Origin of the sequence: Micromonospora echinospora (genome assembly GCF_900091495.1) — a bacterium.
Taxonomy (GTDB): Bacteria; Actinomycetota; Actinomycetes; order Mycobacteriales; family Micromonosporaceae; genus Micromonospora; species Micromonospora echinospora.
Map to the genome: position 1 here is coordinate 2,413,470 of NZ_LT607413.1, position 22,632 is coordinate 2,436,101.

Below are 22,632 nucleotides of genomic sequence, written 5' to 3' on the forward strand. Positions count from 1 at the left end.
TAGATCCACAGACCCGACACCGCGATGTTCAACCTGGGGGTTCTGCTTGCCGAGCGTGGTGATGGTGAGGAGGCGGAGCAGTGGTTCCGGCGGGCCATCGATGCCGGCCACATCGGGGCGGTGTTCAACCTGGGGGTTCTGTTCGCCGGGCGTGGTCGCCAGAAGGAGGCGGAGCAGTGGTACCGGCGGGCCATCGATGCCGGCCACATCGGGGCGATGTTCAACCTGGGGGTTCTGCTTGCTGAGCGTGGTGATGGCGAGGAGGCGGAGCAGTGGTTCTGGCGGGCTGCCGACGCCGGCGACACCGAGGCGATGAGCAACCTGGGGGTTCTGCTTGCTGAGCGTGGTGATGGCGAGGAGGCGGAGCAGTGGTACCGGCAGGCTGCCGACGCCGGCCACACCGGGGCGGTTTTCAACCTGGGGCTTCTGTTCGTTGAGCGTGGTGAGGGCGAGGAGGCGGAGCAGTGGTTCTGGCGGGCTGCCGACGCCGGCGACACCGAGGCGATGTTCAACTTGGGGGTTCTGTTCGCCGGGCGTGGTCGCCAGGAGGAGGCGGAGCAGTGGTACCGGCGGGCTGCCGACGCCGGCCACATCGGGGCGATGTTCAACTTGGGGGTTCTGTTCGCCGGGCGTGGTCGCCAGGAGGAGGCGGAGCAGTGGTACCGGCGGGCCATCGATGCCGGCGACACCGGGGCGATGAGCAACCTGGGGGTTCTGCTTGCGAAGCGTGGTGATGGCGAGGAGGCGGAGCAGTGGTTCCGGCGGGCTGCCGACGCCGGCGACACCGGGGCGGTTTTCAACCTGGGGCTTCTGTTCGCTGAGCGTGGTGATGGCGAGCAGACCGAGAGGTAGCCCATCCACAGCCGAACCAAATGCCGGCGTCGCCGTGTCTGGTCCCGCATGATGCTTGACGGAACGGCGTCGGAGGATGCTTGACGCCTGGTCGTGATCGATTAGGCCGTGCCCTGGTGCTGGGATCGATCGTAGGGGTTAGCCTCCCGGCGTGACCCGAGATCTGCCACGCGAGATCAAGAGGCTGGGTAAGGCTGAGCTGGTCGCACTCGCGCAGCGGGCGAGGGACCTGCATCTCGGCGTCGGTCGGCGCGCCGACTGGATCACCGAGCACGTCGAGCACAGCCGTGCGGCGATCATGCGGGCGATCCTGTTCGAGCCCAGCCCGCAGCCCTGCTACCGCACCCTTGTTCTCGCGCACCGCCTGGATGGCAGCGTGGAGCACTTCCCCCTCGACGTGCTCCCCGGTGACTTCGCCGCGTTGCCGGACGTGAGCTCCGCCGAGCTGCTCAAGCTGACGCGGTGGGCGTTGTCCTGGGTACCGATCAGTGATCTGCCCGCCGAGTACCAGGCCGAGTGGGATCGGGCACGCCGGGGTGAATCCCTGGAGCCGCCCGGTGGGTGTCCGAGGCCCTGATGTGGTGGTGGGCTTTGGTGCGGGTCAGACCGGTGGTGCTGCGCCGAGGGACGGCGTTGATCGGGCTGGTGGCGTCGTAGACGGTGACGGTGTGCTCGTCGAGAACGACGGAGACCACCTTGCGGGCATGGACCTTGCCGACTTGGATTCTCTGTCCGGCGACTTGGATGCTGCCGTTGATGGATACGACTCGTTCCGCGCTCGGGGTGGCCGCTGGTGGCGGGATTGCGGATGCTGGGCGGGCGTCGCGGATGCGGGCGCAGGCGGTGGGCGGGAGTGGGCAGCGCAGGGTGCGGCGCAGTTGCCCGGCGTTGTCGATGACGTGCAGGAGGATGCCGTCGAGGCGGACCCGGACGCGTTGACCGGCAAGCGGCATGCCGACGCTGATCTGTCGGCCGCTGATGCTGATGCCGCCGCAGGCGTTAACGACCCGGTCGACTTCGACGGCGGTGGTCTGCGTCTCAGCCGGCGGTAGTGGCGGTAGACCGGCGGGGATACCGCCGTCGGCCAGCAACCGGGTCAGGTCACGTTGGGACAGTCGGGACGGGCTGGACTTGATGCGGGCGCCGTCGGCGGTCAGGACGTGCAGCCGGTCGGTGTCGACCCAGATCGTCACCGGGGTGCCGGCGAGGCCGGGGCCGAGCCACACCTGCTGCTGAGCGACGGTCAGGTTCCCCGACGGCGGCACGACCCGAACCAACTGCACCGGCTGCGGACGAGCGGTGGACACGGTCACCGATGCGGCGTCGACCACGACGGCGGGTGGCGTTCTCTGAGCCGGCGGCACGGCGGGTAGCAGCCCGGCCGGCAAACGCAGCGGCAGGCCCTCTGCGGCGGAGCGCACCAGTTCGCCGGTGGGGCGATGAAACCGGTCGGCGGGGAAGGCGTCATCGATGCCCTGGTGCGGCCGGTCGTGGTTGTATTCGGCGACGAACGCGTCCACCGCGGCCTGGGCCTCCTCCAGGGTGGCGAACACCCGCCCGTCCAGGCATTCACCCTGCAGGCTCTGGTGAAACCGTTCCACCTTCCCCGTGGTAGTCGGGGAACGAGGCTTGGTGTTGCGGGCCACGATGCCGTTCTCCCGGCACATCCGCTCGAACAACACCTCACCCGGACGGGGCTTGGTGAACCGGCCGGTGAACTGCTTGCCGTTGTCGGTCAGCACCTCACCCGGCACCCCGAACCGGGCCAGAGCAGCAGCGAACGCGGCACACACGGCCCGGCCGGTGGCCCGACGCACCACCGTGGCGATCACGCAATAGCGGGAGTGGTCATCCAGACCAGTGACCACCTTCGCCTCGGTGCCGTCAGCGAGCAGGACACCACCGACGATGTCCATCTGCCACAACTCCATCGGCTCCGGCCGTTCCCACCGTCGATAGTCCTCCCGCCGACGCTTACGAGGCACCGCCAGCACCAGGTTATTGCGCCGCAGGATCCGATACACCGTCGCCCGAGCCGGTGGTGGAGTCACCCCGCGACGACCCGCCTCGAACCGCAACCGCCGCGGACCCCACCGCGGATGATCCCGCCGCAGCTCACACACCAACGCCTCCGTCGCGGCGTCAACCCGGTGCGGGCAGACATGCGGACGATGCGACCGGTCCTCCAAGCCCTTGACGCCCTCGGCGGCATACCGGGCCAGCCAGTTGTGAATCGTCTGCCGCGACACCCCATACCGGGCGGCGACCTCCGTCTTCGGCGTCCCACCCAAGCACTCCATCACGGCGTGAAACCGCTGCTCCATAACGCTTAACTCCGCAAGCCTCACCCGGTGCTCCTCCCGCCTGAGTTACAGACGCAACGAGCACCAGGCCGACCAGGTGTCAAACGTCAACCGAGGCCGCCGTGTCAAGCATCAACCGGCGTAGGACACCGGGCGAGGATCGCAACTCGGTTGCCGCCGGCGTGGCGCGACACATCCACACGCTGCGCCCGGCCACCGCGCCGGGCGAGGATCGCAACACGTCGACGCCCCCATCGTCGCGGTGACCGTCTACGCGCTGCGCCCGGCCACCGCGCCGGGCGAGGATCGCAACTACATGGCGGTGCCGTGGCTGCTCGACTCCTTCAACGCTGCGCCCGGCCACCGCGCCGGGCGAGGATCGCAACGCCGCCGTGGCGACCAGGTCGGCGGCGAAGTCCGGGCTGCGCCCGGCCACCGCGCCGGGCGAGGATCGCAACCTCGGGCGTCGGGCCGGGCGGGGGGCCGTCGACGAGCAGCTGCGCCCGGCCACCGCGCCGGGCGAGGATCGCAACTCCAGCCCGAACGTGAGTCCGCCGGCGAAGTTGGACGCTGCGCCCGGCCACCGCGCCGGGCGAGGATCGCAACCCCCTGGAGCTGGGGCCGTTCAGGTGGACGATGAAGGCTGCGCCCGGCCACCGCGCCGGGCGAGGATCGCAACCACAGGCGGGCAATGGCGTTGAAGCCGGACCGGAACGGGCTGCGCCCGGCCACCGCGCCGGGCGAGGATCGCAACACGCCCATGCAGACCACGCCGCCGATCGTGGAGCGCACGCTGCGCCCGGCCACCGCGCCGGGCGAGGATCGCAACGCTGTCATTCGCTACCGGCCCGGCGATGACCCGACCGTGCTGCGCCCGGCCACCGCGCCGGGCGAGGATCGCAACGGCGAGCAGTCGTACGGCGAGGGCGACGACCCAATCGCGTGCTGCGCCCGGCCACCGCGCCGGGCGAGGATCGCAACAGTGCGGTGACGGTGGACCTGGTCGCGTCGCCGGAGCTGCTGCGCCCGGCCACCGCGCCGGGCGAGGATCGCAACGGCTACATCACCTGACCGGGCGCGATGCCCGGCCCGATGCTGCGCCCGGCCACCGCGCCGGGCGAGGATCGCAACGTCGTACCTGGAGGTACCCATGGAGTACGGACCCACCCGCTGCGTCCGGCCACCGCGCCGGGCGAGGAACGTGTAGTGCATCTTCGTCGTCGGTCGGATCCGGGTCCTGGTCGACAGCCAGTACCGCAACCACCGGGCGGTCGTCCACGACCGGCCGGCCTGCTGCTCGCGTGAAAGGAGCAGGAGTTCGTCCCGAGCCTCCCGCGCCGCCGCTTCCGACGCGTAGCCACCTCGGCGTACCCGTTCCGCCTGTCCGAGCAGATTCCGCGTGGAGCAGTGAAAGTACCAACTTCCATGGTCACGCTCCGGCAACTTCGCACAGGTCTTGCCCAGCGTTCGGCGGGTTACCGGGTCCAGGCAGCCGCACCGCTTCACGATCGCGCCGTAGCTTCTCATCGCTTTTCTCCCTTTGTCGATGGTGGTCACACCCTGACGCAGGGAGTCTGGGTAAAAATCGTTTTCCGCGCCGGTTCACGTATTCGGCCGACTACGAGTCATTCGGTGCGAATAAAAGGCTTCGGTCCGGCCCCGTGGTCCGGGATTGGACCTTGGTCCGGGACCGGGTCGGAAGGGACGTCGGGTTCTGCAAGCAGTGACACGGAGCCTGCGGACGCTTCCCAGCCACGCCTGTGCCAGGTACCTCCTGCGAGCGTCGGTGTGACCCGGCCGCACTTTCGGGTGATTTGTTCGTTGCTGGGTGTGACGGTCGGGGTCGTGCCGGACATAAGCACGGTAGGAGGTGCCATGGACGTCGCGGAGAAGCAGTTCACCGAGCTGTACGGACGCCATCACGGGGACGTGTGGCGGTACGTGGCTCGGCGGGTCGTCGGGTCTGACGTCGGCGATGTCGTCGCTGAGGTCTTCCTGGTGGCGTGGCGACGTCTGAGTGATGTTCCGTCCGGGTCGGCATTGCCATGGTTGTACGGGGTGGCCCGGCTGGTGCTGGCGAACGAGGCCAGAGGCCGACGGCGATGGCAGGAGTTGACGCTGCGGGTCGCGGCGGAGCCGGACCGGTCGGTGACGGTGGATCACGCGGACGAGGTGGTCAGCCAGCATGACATCGCGGTCGCGTTCAGCCGGCTACCTGACGCCGACCAGGAGGTTCTACGCCTGGTGGCCTGGGAACGGCTGACCGCTGCCGAGGCTGCGGTCGTCCTCGGACAGTCGCGGGCGACCTGCGCGATGCGGCTGATGCGGGCCCGGCGACGGCTTCGGGCACAACTAGGGGCGGCTGGTGAAGGTACGCAGCGGGTGCCGCGGACGGTTCCGTCGATGTCGGATTGGGGTGGATAGAGATGAACGCCGTCAACGAGGTGCGTCAACTGTTGAGCGGTCTGGATCCGGCGCAGGGCATCCAGCCTGCGGATGACGAGCGGCGCGCGCGGGACCTGGCCCGCATCCTCGCCTCCGACCAGTCCCTGCGTGCTGCCAGGCAGGCAGGTTCGCGGCGGCGCCTCGTGTGGGGGGTCGCCGCAGCGGCGGTCCTGATGGTGGCTGCTGGCGGGGTAGCGGTGGAGACGCTTCGAGAGCCGCAGCCCGCGTACGCGGCCACCCCCGCGCTCCTCACCTACAGGCAATCGGCGAACGCGGAACCGGCCGGCTCCAGGTTGCGGCGTCTGGCCGCTGTGGCGGCGGCACAGCCGGCGCTCGATCGACCGGCAGGGACGGTGGAGCACCTGGAGTCGGCGAACTGGTTCCTGAACTCGTCAATCTCGGGCGGTCGGGCGACATCGGCTGTCGTACCGCAGGAGTGGCGCTCCTGGCGCAGCGACGACGGCGCCGGCCGCATGGTTAAGAAGGAACTGCCCCCGACGTTCCGGTCGGACGCTGACCGGCGTGAGTGGCAGCGGCGGGGCAGCCGGGTCGACTCATCGCAGGAGACGCGGGACTTCGCGGCTGGCGGGTTCTACAGCCGCTTCCAGGGCGCGGTGCCCACGGACGTCGCCGAACTGCGCGGATGGCTGACCGCAGGTGCGTCCGCGCACGAGGCGCCGGTGCAGTATCTGGAGGATGTCGCCGAGCTCGCGGGCGTGCGGCTGCTGAACCCGGCGCAGCGTGCGGCGGTGCTCAGACTGCTGGCCGACCTACCGGGCATTACGGCGACGGGGACCGTCACTGACCGGGCCGGACGCGTCGGAGAGGCGTTCTCGATTACGTCGAGCGCTCACGGCCTGCCTGCCCAGTACACGGTGATCGTCGATCCACACTCCGGTGCGCTGCTGGGATACGAGGAAATGCTGACCACAACGGCGGGGAAACTGAACGTGACGATCCCCGCAGTGATCTCCTACCGGTCGTACCTGGTCGCCGAGTACGCACCGATGCCCCGATGATGCGGAACGGGTGGGGTGGTCCTTGTCGACGCCGTTGACAGCGGGCACGTCCGGCGGCGCGGGCGCCGCCGGGCGGTGGCCGGGTGCGGTCAGACGCCCCGGTCGCAGAAGATGTTGTCGACGTATCGCAGGCCGGTGATGACGTTGATGACGGGTACCCACTCCTGGACCGGGGTGGAGCCGTTGTAAGTCAGAGGCTTCCAGTTCACGTTGTCCAAGGTTATGCCGGTGCCCCAGAGCGAAAAGCTGTTCCCGGTGCTCATCGTGTAGAGCGGCGCGCTGGCGAACCCTGGCGCGCTGCGGACCGCCTGGCCGTCACCGGCCGCGGTGACGACGACCTCGCAGATGCGCGGTGGCACCGCAGCCGACGCCGGGGCGGGGACCAGGGCGCCGGCCGCGACGGCCGCCGTCACGGCGGCCATGCCGAACGACCGGTGGACAAACGATCGATGATTCTTCATGTATGGAGGCTATCGCGGGCCTGCGCGCCCTCGCTTGATCGGTCGCGCGTCTGACAGTCGGATAGCCAAGGCCAGCAGGCTCCAAGGCCAATTCCGCGACGACTGGGGCGGGGGCGGCAGGTGCGGCGTTGTCGGGCCGGGTGCATGGGTATCGCCAGCGGACTCGCCCGGGAAGTATTGGGGCGACATGTGCCCGAAGGCCATGCTTCGTCCGTGCCCCTGATCGGGCTGCTCGGGGTTGCTCCGTGGGTGCTCCGACCTCCTGGCTGGTGTGACCGGACCCAGTCCGGTCACACCAGCGACGGGAGCTCATGTAGGCGTATCGCCACGGGGCTGGCGGCCGAGCACGGGCACGAGCAGGAGCAGGACCGCGAACGTCCCCACACCGGCCACGAGAAAGGTGGCACGGGCGCCGATCAGGCCAACCAGGAAGCTGCCAGCCGCGTAGGCGAAAGCGGCTCCCAGCTGTGCGGCAGTCCCCATGGTGCCGAACACCCGGCCGATGAACGGGCGCGGCACGAGATTTTGGACGATGGTGTCGTAACCGATGTTCTCCACGGCATTGCCGGCGCCGGCGATCAGCTGTGCCGCGACGACGACGGCAAGTACTGGTGCCAGGCCGTTGACGACGGTGCCCGCTCCGGTGGCCACGACGGCGACGATCAACAACGCGATAGGTGAGCGCCCGCGGGCCAGCCGGACACTGGCGAGCGAGGCTAGCAGCATCCCAACGCCGAACGCGCTGGATGCCAGGCCATAGCCGGTCGGGCCGGTGTGGAGGACATCGCCGGTGAGGAAGACCAGCGCCACGTTATCCACCGCAGCGAAGGCCACGAGCAGGAAGAGGCTGAGTACCAGCACTAGGATCTGCCGGTGCGCCGTTATATAGCGCAGTCCCTCGATTGTCTCGGCCCATATTCCGGTGACCGCTGCGGGGTCGCGGACCGGTGCGATCGCGGGGAGTCCGGTGTGCAGCAGGGCTGATACGACGAAGGTCGCGGCGTCGACGGCCAGCGCCGTGTGGAAACCGCCCGGAGCGGCCGCCAGTATGCCGGCCAACCCCGGGCCGACAGTGAGGGTAAGGGTTCGGGTGAGCCCAAACACGGCGTTGGCCGGCGCGCGGTCGGGTAGCTCGACCAGGACCGGGACCAGGCTGCGACCGGCCGGGTTTCGGATGGTGGCCAGGATCCCGGCGACTGCGACGAGTGCGACCAGCACCGGCAGGGGCGGCAGGGCGACCGCGATCAGTCCGATCACCAGCGCCGAGGCCAGGTCACAGCCGATGAGCAGCCGTCGCGTCTGGACCCGGTCGGCGTGGGCTCCGGCCAGCGGTCCGCCGAGTTTGGGCAGCGCGTTCGCGAGGAGCAGGACACCCACCCCCGCCGCCCCGTCTCGTGGAGCGACGAGCAGAACGAGCGCCGTCGTGGCGATCCCGTCACCGATGAGCGACACCGCCCGTGATGCGCACAGCGAGCGGAATGCCGGGTTGCCGCGCAGGAGGCTAGTCCGGGACGTGGGTCCGACGGTTGACGGCGGCGATTCGACCATGGCCGTCAGAGTGCGGCCAGTGGACCCTGGCTCGCTGAGATTCGGCGTACGCCGAATCCGGGCGTATGGTCATCCGCGATATGACGCTGGTGTTGAGGTTCGGCCGCAGTGACGCAGCTCGGTGCCGGTTTGCGGTCTCGCCGCTGCTGGAAACGATGACGGCACTGCTGATGTTGAAGAGTCCGGGTCGCCATGGTTGGTACCTGACGTGGCTGCGCGATGTCCGGCACGTTGTCGCCGGGCTCGACCTGGCTCTGCTGAACGTCGCCGCGCCGAGCCGCGGCCACGGGCCCGACTTCCTGTGGCCGAGCCCGACCGGCCCGCGCACAACCATTGAGGACGATCTCGCCCAGGTTCGGGCGACCGATCCCCGCGTCGTCGCCGCGGAGCTCGCCGAGCACGCTCGTCGCCTCGACCCCCGCACCGTGCCCGCCGACGTCTACCGCGCACTCACCGGCGACCCCGTCATCGCCCGGGACATGCTGGTCGCGCAACAGCGACTCGCCTGGCAGGCGCTGGTCGCGCCGCTCTGGCGCCGGATGCGCGGCCTGCTCGACGCGGACATCACCGCCCGGTCTCGGCAGCTGGCCGATGGCGGCCTGGAGCGGCTGTTCGCGGATCTGCACCCGCGGGCAACGTGGAGGAACGACGAGCTGCACCTCACCGGCTTCCGGCGGGGAGCCGTGGATCTGCGCAGCCGCGGCCTCGTTCTCGTCCCGACCGTTTTCGGGTGGCCGAATCTCGGGATCGGCCCCACCGACGACAGTTCCGTGACTGTCCCGGCGCTGGTGTATCCGATGCTCGGCGCAGCGCAGCTCTGGGAGCCCGCCACACAGCCACCCGCGATCGTGCGACTCCTCGGCGCTGGGCGCGTATCCGTGCTGGCCGAAACCCTCATCCCCAGCACAACCGGCGGCTTGGCCCAACGGGTGGGCCTCGCCCCGGCAACCGTCTCGCAACACCTCGCCGTTCTCCGTGACGCCGGCCTCGTCACCGCCAGACGCCGCGGCCGTGAAGTGCTCTACAGCCAGACACCGCTTGCAGTCGCGCTCCTATCGCAGAGATCCGCCAGCAGAATCAACCAGGGGGCCGATGATCCGGTGGTACGTCCGGCCACAGCGGCCAAGGGCAAGCTGCATCCGTGCCGCAACGGCTGCGATGACTACGATCCGTCGACGCGGACCTAAGTGTGAGCGTGCCGCCCGAGTTCGGCGGGCAGGTCGAACCCGGGCGACGGGGCGCTCCGTCTGCCGCAGGGGTGGTGCTCCGTGGGTGCTCGGACGTCGGTGTATCGACCCGGACACCTGGGGACCCCTCCGGAATTCGGGCCGTAGGCGGCTTTGGTCAGGGATGCCACCGCGCCTCCCGGCGCCTGCACTGGGCTAGGACCTGCCGGTATACAGCCGGACCAGCCCGGATTTGCGGATAGACAATCGGACGAGCTTGGGTAAAGTGATTTAAGGAGACGTGTGCTCTCCGGACGGCTGACTACGGATCAGAAGGTTAGGGGTTCGAGTCCCTTCGGGCGCGCAAGATCACAAGGGGTCTGACCTGCGGAAACGCGGGTTGGACCCCTTGTGTTGTCTGGGCGGTGTGGACGGTGGGTGTCACGTGGGTGCGATGTGGGTGCCGCCGTCTTTGATGTGTTTTCTCCGCGTCTTGATGCTCTGACCTGCTGGTTTAGGGCTGCGGCTGGAGCGGCCGGGGCGGGGGCAGCTGTTTTGGCCGGCGGGTGGAGCGGTTCTTCCGGGCCTTGGTCTTGATCTTCTTGCGGGTGCGGCGGGCTGCGGTGAGGACGAGGTGTGCGGTGGCGCCGGCGCAGTGTCGCTGTACCTGGGGCAGGACGCTGGTGTAGGTGTCGGCGGTGATCACGATGCTGGAGTGGCCGAGCAGGTCTTGCAGGGTTTTCAGGTCCGCGCCGGCTTGATGGGCGAGGGACGCGGCGCCGTGGCGCAGGTCGTGCAGCCGTACGGGTGGTAGTTCGGTGCGTTGGACGAGTTTGCGGAAGCGGGTGGTGGCGTAGCCGCCACGGCGGACGCGTTCCCGACGGCCGAGCAGGTTCGTGGCGGAGCAGTGGAAGTACCAGCTGCCATGCCCCCGCTCGGCCAGCCGGGGACACGACTGCTCAAGTCGCCGTCGGCTGGCGTCCCGGCACCCGCACCGCTTGAAGACCACCCCTGCGCTGCTCATCGTCTCGCTCCCCTCGTCACCGACGCTCGTCATCAGGGTGTCGGTTCAGGTGGTGAGAACGCAGTCACCCGGCCGGCGTGGGTGGGAGCGGGCAACGGGGAGGGCTGGACGTGAGAGCAGTGGTCGTGGCCGGGGTGCTTCCGCTGCTGTACCTGCGGCCTGCCGGTGACTTCGTGCCGGCGTCGCAGCAGTTGCTGGGCTCGTCCGCCGGGCCTGCCACGGGCGGCCAACACAAGGCTGAGCCCGCAGTGAACCAACGATTACCGCACCTGGCGTCGGCAGGACCTGGCCGGCGCCGAAGTCATAGTGGAGCTGTCTGGCGGTCGATAGTTGCGCTGTGCTGCCGGAGGCGGGGGTCGCTCTTGATACGCCTCGACGGTGGTCGATGCCCGGTTGTTCGTGAGCTCCGGGTGGTGTTGTTGCACCTGCCGTAGCGGCATGTGGTCTCCTCGAAGGCACCCCAGCACGAAAGGCTCCGCCTGTGACGTACTCCTCCGTCATGCCTCCCCGGCAGGTCAAGATCGGTGATGCCGCCGTCTTCGTTGGGACCACGCCGCGCGCCATTCGCCACTACCACCAGATCGGTCTGCTGCCGGAGCCCGAGCGGGGCGTGGACGGTCGCCGCCGCTATGGCTACGACGACATGATCCGCCTGCTGTGGATCCGCAAGATGGCGGAGGCCGGCATCAGCCTTGACGACATGCGGGCCGCCTTCGAGGAAACCCGGGACATCGGGGAGGTGCTGGGCCGATTGGAGGAGACCCTGGCTGCCCAGGAGGCCGGTATCAAACGCCAACGCGCGGCCATCCAGCGTCTCCAAGCCGTGGGCAGCCCGCTGGGACTGCTCTCCGAACTGGTCACAGACCGGCTCGGCCACCTGCCCCCGGGCACACTACGCACCGCCGACCTGGACGCGCTGCTGGTCACGGAACGCGTCTTCGGCCCGCTGGGCGCCGCGATCCAGGCCAGCGTGTTCATCGTGCTTGCCACCCACCCTGACCTGCGGGCGGAGCAGGACCGTCTTGACGCGGCCGAGGCGGCTCTGGACGACAGAGTGGAGCCCGAGGACCCGCGCGTGGAAGAACTCGCCGTACAGCGATGCGCCCACCAAATGGCCCTCGAGCGGGCAGTCGAGGCAGCCGGGCTGGACGCGGCCGAGGAGAAGCTCTTCGAGATCTACGACGCCGACTTGACAGAAGAGAAGGATACCCAAATGAGCGCCTTCGAATCAGTCACCAAGATGCCCTACGACTTGTCTTCCGCCCGGAAACGCTGCATGGAACGCACGGCACAACTCCTCGCCGATGCACACTTCGCAGACGATTGATCGCCCGGACCATAACCGCGAGTGACATCCGAACTAGCTGTACGTTGAAGTGACCCCCTGAGGCCGGACATCTCCTGACTTGGCATCCTGCCGGCCGGGCGGAGCGATCTCGGCGCAGGGCTATCCCTTTTGGCTAGCAGAGTGCGAGACGCGGGTCGGGCCCCTTTGCTTTTCCGTCCCTCGTGGACGTTTGGGTGCTCGGTGGGTGCTCGTGAGACGAAATTCTGTCCGTCCTGGCGGGTCCGGCTGGGTCCGCCGGCCTGGGCTGGTGTTCGTCCAGATCAACTGCTGGTCGTCGACCATTGCGGATTCGCTGCGCCACGGGTTGCCGCTGTCGGGGTACGCCGCCACCCTGGGGGTGGTAGGCGGCGAACCGCTCGCGTAGCCGTTACAGGCCGGCCAGCTGCTAACGCGAAGCGGACGATCGGCACGTTCGGTGCGCTATCGGTTGCTCGTGGGGCCCTTTGCCCGTATGTGACCGCGAAATTAGGCAAGGCCGCTATCGTCGGCTGGGCCCGAAGGGGCCGTCTCGCTCCTCGCACTCCTAGCGGTGGTTCAACGCCGCAGCCACCGACGTCGACGACCTCGCCGACACGAGCACCCAGGCGTTCCGCGAGCATCCCGACTACGCCACCATCACCACCGTACGAGGCCTTGACGCTGGCGGCGTTGATTGCGCCGGCAACGTACGCCGGCTGGCATGCGGCGGCGGGCGCGCCGTCGGTCGTCACGGGGGTGACGGCCGCGATCATGGCGGCCGTGGCGACGCTCGTGGCCGCGTCGGCCGCCAGGAGACGCTTTCTTATGGGTTCCTTTCGTGCGTGACGGGTGCTCGTGCTGTCATGAAGGCTCGGGGGGATGCGGGCTACGCGGTGACGGACAACTCGACGATCTCCGCGTCGCCGGTGGTCCAGCCGGGCACAGCCACCGCGATGTACCGCGCGGACAACGGCCCGCTGAAGATGCTGTAGGTGGCGCCGTCGGTCGAAGTCTCGACGCGCACGGCACGGCGGGTGCCGCTGGTCCAGGCCAGCGACACGGCCGCGACGGCGCGTGACGCGCCCAGATCCACGACCATCCGCCCGTTCGGGCCGGGGCGCCAGGAGGTACCAGGGTTGCCGTCGACGGCGTGCGACGGTTCGCCCATGCCTGCGGGTAGCGGCGAGGTGGGGAAGGTGGTGCGGCCGCGAGCCAGGTCGGTGGTGGGGGTGACCGGCCCGTTGACCGGCTTGGTGAAACTCCGGGTCGCGCCTGCGGGTACCTGCGCCTGCGCCGACCAGGACCCGGCGGTCAGGCGAACGTCGATGGCGGCACCTGCCGGTGCGGTGACCGTGACGTTGTGCGAATCGGCGACCGAGAATCGGGCGCCGGTCGGTGCGCGGCCGGTCACGGTGAACCGGGCGGGCCGTACGGCGCCGCCGCCGGCGGGTACCGAAGCGGTCAGGTCCAGGCCGCCGTCGGCGCGGGCAACGGACACCCCGCGGTAGAGCCGGTCGCCGCGCGGCAGGGTCAGGACCGCGCCGTTGACGGCAGTGGGGGAAAGGTTGAGCAAGGTGAGGTACCCGTCGGCGTCGCTGACGCGCAGGGTGGCCGGCCCGCCGGTGGGTAGCCGCCTGGCCGCCGCGGCGGCCAGGTCCGTTCCGGCATCGCTGTAGCCCTCGATGAGGGTGGCGGGCGGGATGGTGATCCGCGTCGGTGACGCAGTGATCGGGCCGGTGGCGCCGTGCGTGACAAGGCCGGCGCGGCCGTCGACGCTGGCCCAGGCGCCCAGTGTCGCGGTCGAGGGCGCGGCGACCGCGGTGGTCCAGGTGGTGCCGTTGGTCGAGGTCTGCACGAGGTACGAGGTGGCGTACGCGGCCTCCCAGGTGAGAGTGACGCCGGTGAGCTGGACGGTAGCGCCGAGGTCGACGGCGAGCCAGCTGTCGGTGCGGCTGCGCTCGTCGCGGGAGACCGCCCAGCGAGTGGTGGCGTTGCCGTCTACAGCGTTCGTGGCCGGATAGGCCGGGTCGGCCGACGACGCGGTGACGGCACGGCCGCGAGCCCGGTCGGTGCCGGTGGCGTCGAACGCCTCGAAGGCGAACAGGGAGTAGCCGTACTGCCCGGACGCGGACTGGCCGAGGAACCGGACGTGTCTGGCGCTGCGGGCGGTGAAGGTGATCCTGTCGGTGCCGCCGTCACCGAGCCCGGCAGGGGGTGTCACGGTGCCTGCCGGGCCGGTGAAGGTCCGGGAGCCGTCGAGGCCGGGGACGCCGGGCATGGTCAGGTTGAACAGGGTCAGCGACGACGGGCCGGGGCCGCTGTAGACGACGGTGCCGGTCGGGAGGGTGGCGTATCCGGCCCACCCGGCGGCGGTCTGCAGCACGGTGGCGGTGGAGTCGACGCCGTCGCGGGCGGCGGTGTAGGCGGCCGTCCACTGCCGCATCGGCGGCGCGGTCTGTGCGGGCAGGAATGCGGGTGCCCGGGTGTCGATCAGCCAGTTGTCGTGGCCGGGCTGCCACAGGAACCGGACCTGACCGGGTTTGGTGACGGCGGCGGCGAAGCCGGTGGTGCTCTGGTGCGCGGTCAGGCCGACGGCTGTGCCGAAGAACCGGGTTCCGGCGGCGGCGGCGAAGAACTCGGCGCTGGTCACCGGCTGTACCGGCGTTGTCCGCCAGCGGTGGAACAGGTACGCGATGGCAAGCTCGGCGCGGGCCTCCGGCTCGTACTTCTCCTCGCCGCTGAACTTCGTGAGCCGGTTTTCCGGCGCGTACCGCAGGTAGGGCATCAGCCGCGCCGCCAGGTCCGCCTCGGCGCGGGCGGCGTGCCGGTCGCCCTGGACCTGGGCGAGGAACGCCAGAGGTAGCACATCCCGGCCGTACAGGTGGTAGCGGTCGGCGATCATCGGCATGACCGGCTCGCCGGCGTCGCTGGCCAACAGCCGCAGGGTTGCCCACAGTTCCCGCCCGTTGGGCTGGCGGGTCAGCACCTGGGGCAACGGCCGGCCGGCGGCGAGGAAGTGCGCGGCGGCCCGCCCGGCGGTGCGCCACAGTTCGGCCTGGTAGTGCGGGTTCACCGACTCGTGGTTCTCCACCACGAACGTGTCGTGCAGGTTGTGCGCGACGTTCCAGGCGCTGACCGGGCGGCCGTCGATCACGGCCGGGTTGGCGCGGTCGGCGGCGGGCAGCCCGCTGGCGTTGGCCGCCCAGAACACGAACCGCTCCTGCCAGCGGCTCGCCTCGGCGTCACCGGCCGGAGCCCACGCCAGGCCGGGCGCGATGGCCTGCGCGTAGACGCCCATCTCCTCGAGTTTGGTGTCGCCGCGGTACCCGCCGGCGCTGCCGTTCGGGGTCCAGGAGCCGCTGAGCGGGTCGTTGCCGGTGCCCAGCCCGTACGCGTAGGCGGCCTGCCCGCGTGCGATCGCGTCGACGTTCGACCGGGTGGCGGCGTCTAGCTCCGCCCACAGCAGCCGGGCGGCGAGCACGAAGTACAACTCGAACGTCGAGTCCCAGAACAGCCGTCGGCCCCATTCGGTGCCACCGGCGAGCCGGTTCGTCGCGGCGAACCGGGTGATCGTGGCGAGCGTTTGCCCGCGCAGGACGGCCGCGTCGACACCGGCCAGACCGGCGTCGTAGCCGTCGGTGGTGAGCAGCACGGCGTTGCCGAGGACGGCAGCGAACCGGAAATCCGCGGCCCGGTACGCGCCGATCGCCGGGTCCCACTGCTGCTGCACCCACCGGGTGTGCACGAGCAGCAGGCGGTGATACTCGTCCGCGACCGGGTCCGCGGCCAGACTCACGTCCAGGGCGGATGCGGGAACGGGCAGGGCAAGGGCGCCGCCGGCGGCACCGGCCAGAGCAAGCAGGGCTCTACGGGTGAGCATAGACGGCACTCTCTCCAAAAGTACTTGCACAAGTCAATAGTTAGGAAACTTTCATGAAGGGAAATCTTTTCGGCGGCGGTAGCCGAGTGCTCGTTCTCAGGCCGAATGCACCTCGACAGACCACAGCGAATAGCCGTATCGGGGGGTTGGCCGGTACCGCCGAGATCCACTCTGATCCACTGCGGGTCTGAGTACTCGGAGCCCCAGCGAGTGGCAGCGTTGCCGCCGGTGACGTTTGCTGCAGCGACGTCCGGCGCCTTGACCGAGGGGTTCCCCGCCGGCTGGGTCGCGGTTGAGGCCGATGGCGCCCAGGGGGCATCGACTCGGCCGGGTGACCCCGCTCTATCGATGGTGTTGAGTGGCAGGAGCATCCATGCTTCCATAGGAAAGCGCTTACCTAGCAGCCCGGCACCGGGCTGGTGGGCGCTTCCGCAGGTCCCTGGCTTCTTCCCGGGCAGGATTCCGCACCACGGAGGAGGATCATCAATGAGACACCCGAGGGTGAACGGCCGACGACCGCGGCGCGCACTGTCCATCGGGGCGGCCGCGCTGATCGTCGCGGCGATCGTGCCTCTCGCTCCGGCCGTGGGCGCGACGCCTATCCCGCGTTCCGCGGCAGGGACCGCGACGCCGCAGACGACAGGCGCAGTGGGTACGCCGACCGGCTTCGCCGCCGTGTCGGGCTGGGGCCAGAACGGCACCACCGGTGGCGCCGGCGGCCCGACGGTGACGGTGAACACCGCGAGTGAGTTCCTCGCCGCGATCGCGCGGACCGGTCCGCTGATCATCAAAGTCGACGGCATGATTGCGTTGCCCGGTCCGATGCACAACGTGACCTCGGACAAGACCATCGTCGGGCTCGGCGCCCACTCCGGATTCACCGGTGGCGGGCTGAACATCGGGCTGGGAGCGAACGACGATGTCACCTCGCCGCCGGCCAACCGGGTCCACAACGTCATCATCCAGAACCTGACGTTCGACGACTGGGCCGACGACGCGGTCAACGTCCAGATGTTCTCCCACCACGTGTGGATCGACCACAACACCTTCGTCGGCGGCTTCGACGGTGCGGCCGACGTCAAGCGCGGCTCGTCGTTCGTCACCGTCTCGTGGAACCACAGCACCCACGGCAAGAACATGCTGGCAGGCGCCAGCGCCGAAAACGGTGCGCAGGACAGCGGCCGGTTGAACATCACCTACCACCACAACTTCTTCGACGGCACCGTCGAACGCAACCCGTGGGTACGCTTCGGCAACCCGGTGCACGTCTACAACAACTACTACCGCAACATCAGCAAGTACGGCGTCCGATCCACCTCTGACGCCGGCATCCTTGTGGAAGGCAACTACTTCCAAGACGTCCCCGTACCGTTCCAGCTCAGCGGAGGCGGCGGTACCACCGGCAACCTCGTGTCCCGCAACAACTGCTTTGCCAACTCCGGCACGCCGCAGACGGGCGGCAGCGTCAAACCCGTCCCCTACACCTACCAACTGCAGCCCTGCCAGGACGTCCCAGCCCTGGTGACCGCCGGCGCCGGTGCCGGCAAACTGTAGGACCCCCCGTGCGTGAACATGTGGTCGAGCATCTCGGCGACCCAGCCGAGGTGCTGATCGTCGATGACACCGGTTTCTTGAAGGAGGGCACCACGGTCGGCCGGGTTGCAGCGCCAGTGCTCCGGGACCGGTGCCGGACCGCCGGGAGCCCGAAGGAGGTGAAGTTCGCCACGAAGGTGCAGATGGCCCGCACCATGCTCGCCCGCGCCCTCGACGCGGGGGTGCCGGCCGGGTGGTTGACCATGGACGAGGCCTACGGGCAGTCGAAGTCCCTGCCGGTCTGGCTGGAGCACCGGGAGGCGGCGTATGTGGTCGCGGCCCGCCGCAACGACGGCATGATCACCACCACCATGGGCACTGCCCGAGCCGACCAGATGATCGTCGCCCTACCTGCTCGGGCCTGGTGCCGGCTCTCGGCCGGCGCCGGCGCGCACGGACCACGCGAGTACTGCCCTGCGGTACACGCTCTGCGCCGTGGGATGGACGGCGAGGCCCTCCTGGCTGCCGCTGGAGACGGCGTCGGCGTCACGCTGTGAGATCCGACGTGGATGGCCGGGGCTCGCTGGGCAGCGGCCCCGGTCGCGGGCCCCGGCTACTCTGGGCGCAGTCGTGAGGGGGTGCCGGGGCATGGATGACACAGGCCGCACGGCCGACGCCGGAGACGCCCCGCCCGGTCCCCGCGGCGATCGGCCGCTAGGCCGGCCCGCCCGCTCGGTCACCGCCATGCTTACGGCGGCCCTCCTCCTTCTGGCATCGACGGCCACCTGGTACATCGAGCGGCGGTCCGATTCGCTGGAGCAGCAGCGGCGCCAGGACGAGCGGGCCCTGTTCGAACGAGCGTGCAACGACCCGGTTTCCGCCGCGGCCATGGTGATCAACATGCCGGCCTTCGCCAGCCGTTGTCCGGTGGGGCTGCGGCACCTGCTCTCGATACCGGCCGACGAGGTTCGCCCGGGCCCGGCGTTGGTCGACGCCTACCTGGACCGGCTGTTCGTCCTGCTCGGTGCCCAGGTGCCCGGTGGGGATGTCGGGCCGTACCTCAGCGCGCTGCACCGGGACGACGACCACGCCGCCGCTCTCCGCGCGGCGAACCGGGCGGTCCGGTCCTGCCAGGCGGTGCTGCCGACCGCCACGCCCACGCCCACGCCGGAAGCTTCCGGGCCACCGCTGGGCTTCTGGGACGACCCGCAGCGCATCGAGGTGCTTCCGCAACGCTCGACGGTGCGGGTGAGCGCCGCGTCGGGCGGCGTCACGGTGATCGACGTCCGGGTGGTCGAGACGACCCCGTCCTGCCTGACCCGGACACCGGGGGAGGCCCCGGTGCCGCGGTACATCGGCACTACCGCCCTGAGCCTGTCCTTCAGCCACGGCACCGGCCCGAGCGGGCAACGGGTGTGGCTACTCGACCACATCAACGCCTGCCCGGTGTACCCGGACCCGTTGTCCTCGGCCCCGATCGTCAACGCCGACTCGATGTTTCGGCGCAGATCGATCCGGGCGGATGTGGCGGACTCCCTCTTTGCCTACGCCGGGAGCACCTGTCCATCGCCGACCAGCCCGCGGTGAGCCGCCTCCGGCCGCAGACAGCGATCCCGGATACGCCTCGATCATCAAGATGCCGCCGAGCGCCCGCATCCCGCAGCACGGTGAGCGCGACCAGATGCCGCAGGCGCAGGCCGAGCGGCGCCAGCACCGACTCCGACCGCAGGCGCATCCGCCGGGCCAGGTACTCCAGCAGTGCGCCGGAGCGGCGCTCCATCTTGATCGACCCGTGCCGCACCTCAACGAGGCAGGCGGCCTGGCCCGGATGGTGCCGGCCGACCAGCACACCCCCGACCAGCGTCGATTCTGGCGGCTGACCGAGCAGCTAATGGCCGAGGTGAAGCAGGCCGACACCGTCCTGCTGGGCCTGCCCCTCTACAGCCATGGACGGTGCTGACGGATCCACACGGCCGGAAGCCGTCGGCGTTGAGCGATGTTACTCAACCGTAGGTTCGCCGATGCCAGTGGTCGGCGGTGAGAGGCCTTGCCGTGGCTTCCAGCGGTGTGCAGGTCCCGGTGGCGTAGGAGAACGCCGAACGGCGGCTCGCTGAACCAGTCGGGCCGCCGTTCGCAAAACTGCGTATCAGAGCGAGCGGATGTTCTCCGCCTGCAGGCCCTTCTGGCCCTGGGTGATGTCGAACTCCACCCGCTGGTTCTCATCGAGGCTGCGGAAACCGCTCGCCGAGATCGCGGAGAAGTGGGCGAAGACGTCGGCGCCGCCGCCGTCCTGGGTGATGAAACCGAAGCCCTTGTCGCCGTTGAACCACTTCACGGTGCCTGTAGCCATGTCTGCTCCTTTGGAGGCTGTTAGAGGCCGCACTGCGCGGACCCTTCCGCCGCCGCGTTGATCACCCCGCGCCGGAACCGACACGCCAAACGAAAAAGCGCCTGGATGGGTTTCAGATAACCCCATCAGGCGCCGGAAACGTCTACGGAAATCAAAACTGCAACTGGGTAACCGTAGCACAGAATATGGCAGTGCGGGTCAGCACCCTGGTGCGTGGTCCCTGTCACAGCATCAGCCCGACGCCCGGAATCCCGCTGCGGCTCATCGGCCCGGCCGGCGTTGTCCGGTGTGCTGGCCACGGGTGTGTGCTGTGTCAGCACCGCGTCGCGTGCCCGCCTCGATGGGCTGTCAGGAAACTCCTTCCTTGCGGGCCGGCGGGGGAGCCGGATACGACAAACGGTCCCTCTCAAAGGTGGAGAAGGACCGTGAGGCGTGGGTCAGGCGGTGCCGGCTTGCTGGCGGCGCTGGGGGTTCCGGTTGTGCTGGAGGGCTTCTTCGAGCTGGTCTTCGAGGATGATGATCCGGCAGGCGGCTTCGAGGGCGGTGCCGTGGTCGACCATCTCCCGGGCTCGTGCGGCCAGGCGTAGTTGGTAGCGGGAGTAGCGGCGGTGTCCGCCGGCGGAGCGGAACGGGGTGATGAGTTTCGCCTCGTCGAGGCGGCGCAGGAAGTCCTGCGAGGTGCCCACGATCTCTGCGGCGCGGCCCATGGTGTAGGCGGGGTAGTCGTCGTCGTTGAGCATGTCGTCGGGTTGGGCCATACATACCTCTCCGTGACGAGGGCCCCGGCGCAGGAAGCGCCGGGGCCCGGGGTTACGGGTTGAATACACCATTTACCGACAGGTTCGTCGGGTTCTCGTTTCCGCACCGTGCCGCTATCAGCGACATGGGGTGCGAGGATCGCGTAAGCGTGACCGGATACCACCTCACATTCGGTGGGACTACGGTGTCCACCGCAGGACTCGGACTACGTCCTGACGGCGGGCGATCCAACGGCGTCCAGCCCTCCCTTTCCTCTACTTCCATTGCCAGTGGTGCTGCCCGCCGGTGTCGGAGCCCACGCAACTTCACGGCCCCGCACACGTGCGGCGGATCTTTCCTGCATCAGGCGGAGCCCCGAACCTGCATCGGCCCTGCCTGCGGCTGCCCTGACCTGGAGTTACGTCAAGGTCTTCACGTGCACTTACCTTGTCTTGCTTGTGCGGTGATGCGGTTCCACCGCAGTGCCGAGCGAGCCACGAAAGGTTCCGGGCTCTATTTGGGCGCTCGGCCTGTTCCGTCGGCGTTCTTACCGATCTCTGTCGTCAACGGAGGCAACACTACCCAGCCCCACCGAGAATGTCTAGTCGCCGGAGGCCAGATTTTCTCGGTGCCCGCCCGAGGCTTTCGGTCGGGGTGTCGGATGGCCGGTCGTCGCAGGGCGGGATCATCCGGGCGTAGCGGTCCTAGCCCTCTCGGCGCCGAGGGCGGCGGGGATGATCGGCTGTAAGGCGATGGCGGGCTGGGTGGCCGACGCGCCGGAGACGATCTTGAGAGAAGTGAGGGCGGCCGGCTGAGACCGACGAGCATCCGTCACCTCCCGACAACCGGCCGGTCACCGGGATGCACGACAGTGCGGGCCATGCCCCGCAAAGCGCAAGACTCGGCATCCGCCCTCGCCGCACTGCTCGCGGCCGATCGGGTGGAGCTCGCTGCAGAGTTTTTCGCATACTCGTTCACGACCAACCTCGACGACGCCTTCCCGCGGCGCGCCGAGAGCGAACTGGGCGGCATGCTCGCCGAGTTCGCCCAGGTGCGCCTGAACAAGTGGCTCTGGCGTCCGACCCACGAGCCGGACGCCACCGTGTTCCGGCTACTGCTGGAGGTCGTCCTGCTTTGGGAACGCGCCGATCTGGCCGCACGCGCGCGCTCGGAGCCGATGGAAGTGGCCTTGCTGATGCCGGGGGAAGCCCTGCTGCGCGCGGAGGATCCGAAGGCGGCGGTGCGGAGCGCGCTTCGATCGGCACGCCGCTGACCGTCGGATTGCGCGACGCGAGCGCCAGCTTGAGCGGCCTCTCCGGTGCGGCACCTCAGTGGGCCTCGGTCAACATGAAGGGCGGACATCCCGTGGGAAGCACCCCACGAAGGGGTCCAGAGCCGACAACTCAACGCACTCGTCAAGGGCTTGAAACGGCCGTTGGGTTCAGGGCAGGACTAGTGCCACATCAGGTGCCGTTTTGCTCTGCTGGGCGTTCTGCGACGATGTTCTATATGAACGAGGAAGTAATCCCCATTCTTCGCGTTGAGGACGCTGCGGCGGCGGTTGGGTGGTACGAGCGCCTTGGCTTCGCTAAGCGGTGGGAGCACCGGTTCGAACCGGGGCTTCCCGCTTTCGTCGAAGTCGCCCGGGGCGGGGTGCGGTTGTTCCTGTCGGAGCACAAGGGCGATGCCCGTCCCGACACGTTGATTTACCTCCGTGTTCGTGATGTCGATGCCGTGGCCGCTGAGTTCGGTGCGCCGGTGAAGGAGGCCCCTTGGGCGCGTGAGGTTGAACTATGCGATCTCGACGGCAACCGGCTAAGGGTCGGCACGCCGGCGGAATGAGCACTTGGGGTCGGCGCGCGGCACGTACACCACCGCCTAGCTGAACGGCGCCGGACTGATACTGCAACGGCGCTGAGCGTGTCGAGTGTTGCTCGTGTTCGTTGGTCAACCTGTGGCGGGCGTTGATGTTGAACGTTGGCAGGCGGAGCTGGACCGGCTTCATGG

General features: G+C 69.2%; 18 protein-coding genes, 2 pseudogenes and 1 CRISPR repeat array. Of the genes and pseudogenes, 13 read left to right on the top strand and 7 right to left on the bottom strand.

The features are described from left to right. Positions 1–24: 24 nt before the first annotated feature. Positions 25–852, top strand: coding sequence for a tetratricopeptide repeat protein (locus tag GA0070618_RS11050; protein ID WP_088981556.1), 828 nt, complete (start codon positions 25–27; stop codon positions 850–852). Positions 853–1,003: 151 nt separating this feature from the next. After that, complete coding sequence (locus GA0070618_RS11055; protein WP_088981557.1) at positions 1,004–1,429, top strand: hypothetical protein; 426 nt, start codon at positions 1,004–1,006, stop codon at positions 1,427–1,429. On the opposite strand, the gene GA0070618_RS11060 is transcribed toward GA0070618_RS11055, so the two are convergent. Next, entirely contained in the window at positions 1,338–3,176 is a 1,839-nt protein-coding gene (locus GA0070618_RS11060) for an IS481 family transposase (protein WP_269148483.1), read from the bottom strand. The genes GA0070618_RS11055 and GA0070618_RS11060 overlap by 92 nt on opposite strands. 181 nt (positions 3,177–3,357) lie before the next feature. Continuing rightward, positions 3,358–4,361: direct repeats of the CRISPR family, unit length 37 nt; unit sequence GCTGCGCCCGGCCACCGCGCCGGGCGAGGATCGCAAC. 669 nt (positions 4,362–5,030) lie between these two features. On the opposite strand from GA0070618_RS11060, the gene GA0070618_RS11065 reads away from it, so the two are divergent. Both GA0070618_RS11065 and GA0070618_RS11070 read left to right on the top strand, forming a co-directional pair. Beyond that, on the top strand, positions 5,031–5,579 hold the full coding sequence (locus GA0070618_RS11065; protein WP_088981558.1) for an RNA polymerase sigma factor: 549 nt from the start codon (positions 5,031–5,033) through the stop codon (positions 5,577–5,579). A 2-nt stretch (positions 5,580–5,581) separates the two neighbouring features. Next, positions 5,582–6,619, top strand: coding sequence for a CU044_5270 family protein (locus GA0070618_RS11070; protein ID WP_088981559.1), 1,038 nt, complete (start codon positions 5,582–5,584; stop codon positions 6,617–6,619). Positions 6,620–6,708: 89 nt separating this feature from the next. On the opposite strand, the gene GA0070618_RS11075 is transcribed toward GA0070618_RS11070, so the two are convergent. Both GA0070618_RS11075 and GA0070618_RS11080 read right to left on the bottom strand, forming a co-directional pair. Beyond that, positions 6,709–7,080 carry a hypothetical protein gene (locus GA0070618_RS11075; protein ID WP_143740558.1) on the bottom strand — a complete coding sequence of 124 codons (372 nt, stop codon included), beginning with the start codon at positions 7,078–7,080 and terminating at the stop codon, positions 6,709–6,711. A 309-nt stretch (positions 7,081–7,389) separates the two neighbouring features. Further along, positions 7,390–8,628 (bottom strand): MFS transporter, encoded by a 1,239-nt coding sequence (locus GA0070618_RS11080; RefSeq protein ID WP_088981561.1) that lies wholly within the window; start codon positions 8,626–8,628, stop codon positions 7,390–7,392. An 80-nt stretch (positions 8,629–8,708) separates the two neighbouring features. Here GA0070618_RS11080 and GA0070618_RS34645 point away from each other — a divergent pair, with 80 nt between their 5' ends. Then, the gene (locus GA0070618_RS34645) at positions 8,709–9,815 is read left to right on the top strand and encodes an ArsR/SmtB family transcription factor (protein WP_231931696.1); all 1,107 of its coding nucleotides are present in this window, start codon (positions 8,709–8,711) and stop codon (positions 9,813–9,815) included. Between the two features lie 493 nt (positions 9,816–10,308). On the opposite strand, the gene GA0070618_RS35500 is transcribed toward GA0070618_RS34645, so the two are convergent. Next, complete coding sequence (locus GA0070618_RS35500) at positions 10,309–10,851, bottom strand: tyrosine-type recombinase/integrase (protein ID WP_414467575.1); 543 nt, start codon at positions 10,849–10,851, stop codon at positions 10,309–10,311. A gap of 448 nt (positions 10,852–11,299) precedes the next feature. On the opposite strand from GA0070618_RS35500, the gene GA0070618_RS11100 reads away from it, so the two are divergent. Next, positions 11,300–12,145 (top strand): MerR family transcriptional regulator, encoded by an 846-nt coding sequence (locus GA0070618_RS11100; RefSeq protein WP_197701746.1) that lies wholly within the window; start codon positions 11,300–11,302, stop codon positions 12,143–12,145. Between the two features lie 654 nt (positions 12,146–12,799). After that, positions 12,800–12,970 carry a hypothetical protein gene (locus GA0070618_RS33425; protein WP_157748936.1) on the top strand — a complete coding sequence of 57 codons (171 nt, stop codon included), beginning with the start codon at positions 12,800–12,802 and terminating at the stop codon, positions 12,968–12,970. A gap of 40 nt (positions 12,971–13,010) precedes the next feature. Here GA0070618_RS33425 and GA0070618_RS11105 read toward each other — a convergent pair whose 3' ends face one another. Beyond that, the gene (locus tag GA0070618_RS11105) at positions 13,011–16,004 is read right to left on the bottom strand and encodes a discoidin domain-containing protein (protein ID WP_088981563.1); all 2,994 of its coding nucleotides are present in this window, start codon (positions 16,002–16,004) and stop codon (positions 13,011–13,013) included. A gap of 822 nt (positions 16,005–16,826) precedes the next feature. Between GA0070618_RS11105 and GA0070618_RS35635 the strand changes: the two are divergent. The 4 genes and pseudogenes from GA0070618_RS35635 to GA0070618_RS34650 all read left to right on the top strand — a co-directional run. Then, positions 16,827–17,297, top strand: a pseudogene (locus GA0070618_RS35635) (pectate lyase family protein); the annotation flags it as partial. 59 nt (positions 17,298–17,356) lie between these two features. After that, positions 17,357–18,007: pseudogene (locus GA0070618_RS11115) on the top strand (transposase); the annotation flags it as partial. Between the two features lie 274 nt (positions 18,008–18,281). Beyond that, positions 18,282–19,124, top strand: coding sequence for a hypothetical protein (locus tag GA0070618_RS11120; RefSeq protein ID WP_088981565.1), 843 nt, complete (start codon positions 18,282–18,284; stop codon positions 19,122–19,124). A 49-nt stretch (positions 19,125–19,173) separates the two neighbouring features. Continuing rightward, positions 19,174–19,497, top strand: a complete 324-nt coding sequence (locus GA0070618_RS34650; protein WP_231931698.1) for a hypothetical protein — start codon at positions 19,174–19,176, stop codon at positions 19,495–19,497. 186 nt (positions 19,498–19,683) lie between these two features. Here the strand turns inward: GA0070618_RS34650 and GA0070618_RS11135 are convergent, their stop codons facing one another. Together GA0070618_RS11135 and GA0070618_RS11140 are read right to left on the bottom strand one after the other, a co-directional pair. Continuing rightward, on the bottom strand, positions 19,684–19,887 hold the full coding sequence (locus tag GA0070618_RS11135) for a cold-shock protein (protein WP_088981566.1): 204 nt from the start codon (positions 19,885–19,887) through the stop codon (positions 19,684–19,686). Positions 19,888–20,324: 437 nt separating this feature from the next. After that, complete coding sequence (locus GA0070618_RS11140; protein WP_088981567.1) at positions 20,325–20,645, bottom strand: helix-turn-helix domain-containing protein; 321 nt, start codon at positions 20,643–20,645, stop codon at positions 20,325–20,327. Between the two features lie 860 nt (positions 20,646–21,505). Here GA0070618_RS11140 and GA0070618_RS11145 point away from each other — a divergent pair. Both GA0070618_RS11145 and GA0070618_RS11150 read left to right on the top strand, forming a co-directional pair. Then, complete coding sequence (locus GA0070618_RS11145; protein ID WP_143740557.1) at positions 21,506–21,898, top strand: hypothetical protein; 393 nt, start codon at positions 21,506–21,508, stop codon at positions 21,896–21,898. 236 nt (positions 21,899–22,134) lie between these two features. Further along, positions 22,135–22,467 (top strand): glyoxalase superfamily protein, encoded by a 333-nt coding sequence (locus GA0070618_RS11150; protein WP_088985454.1) that lies wholly within the window; start codon positions 22,135–22,137, stop codon positions 22,465–22,467. The last annotated feature ends 165 nt before the right edge of the window (positions 22,468–22,632 follow it).

Excerpts from the sequence above, each read along its gene's own strand:
- GA0070618_RS11120 (WP_088981565.1), top strand. The coding sequence starts at position 18,282 with ATGCTTACGGCGGCCCTCCTCCTTCTGGCATCGACGGCCACCTGGTAC.
- GA0070618_RS11135 (WP_088981566.1), bottom strand. The coding sequence starts at position 19,887 with ATGGCTACAGGCACCGTGAAGTGGTTCAACGGCGACAAGGGCTTCGGT.
- GA0070618_RS11105 (WP_088981563.1), bottom strand. The coding sequence starts at position 16,004 with ATGCTCACCCGTAGAGCCCTGCTTGCTCTGGCCGGTGCCGCCGGCGGC.
- GA0070618_RS35500 (WP_414467575.1), bottom strand. The coding sequence starts at position 10,851 with ATGACGAGCGTCGGTGACGAGGGGAGCGAGACGATGAGCAGCGCAGGG.
- GA0070618_RS34645 (WP_231931696.1), top strand. The coding sequence starts at position 8,709 with ATGACGCTGGTGTTGAGGTTCGGCCGCAGTGACGCAGCTCGGTGCCGG.
- GA0070618_RS11140 (WP_088981567.1), bottom strand. The coding sequence starts at position 20,645 with ATGGCCCAACCCGACGACATGCTCAACGACGACGACTACCCCGCCTAC.
- GA0070618_RS11070 (WP_088981559.1), top strand. The coding sequence starts at position 5,582 with ATGAACGCCGTCAACGAGGTGCGTCAACTGTTGAGCGGTCTGGATCCG.
- GA0070618_RS11065 (WP_088981558.1), top strand. The coding sequence starts at position 5,031 with ATGGACGTCGCGGAGAAGCAGTTCACCGAGCTGTACGGACGCCATCAC.
- GA0070618_RS11050 (WP_088981556.1), top strand. The coding sequence starts at position 25 with ATGTTCAACCTGGGGGTTCTGCTTGCCGAGCGTGGTGATGGTGAGGAG.
- GA0070618_RS34650 (WP_231931698.1), top strand. The coding sequence starts at position 19,174 with ATGCCGCCGAGCGCCCGCATCCCGCAGCACGGTGAGCGCGACCAGATG.
- GA0070618_RS11080 (WP_088981561.1), bottom strand. The coding sequence starts at position 8,628 with ATGGTCGAATCGCCGCCGTCAACCGTCGGACCCACGTCCCGGACTAGC.
- GA0070618_RS11145 (WP_143740557.1), top strand. The coding sequence starts at position 21,506 with ATGCCCCGCAAAGCGCAAGACTCGGCATCCGCCCTCGCCGCACTGCTC.
- GA0070618_RS11060 (WP_269148483.1), bottom strand. The coding sequence starts at position 3,176 with ATGGAGCAGCGGTTTCACGCCGTGATGGAGTGCTTGGGTGGGACGCCG.
- GA0070618_RS11150 (WP_088985454.1), top strand. The coding sequence starts at position 22,135 with ATGAACGAGGAAGTAATCCCCATTCTTCGCGTTGAGGACGCTGCGGCG.
- GA0070618_RS11075 (WP_143740558.1), bottom strand. The coding sequence starts at position 7,080 with ATGAAGAATCATCGATCGTTTGTCCACCGGTCGTTCGGCATGGCCGCC.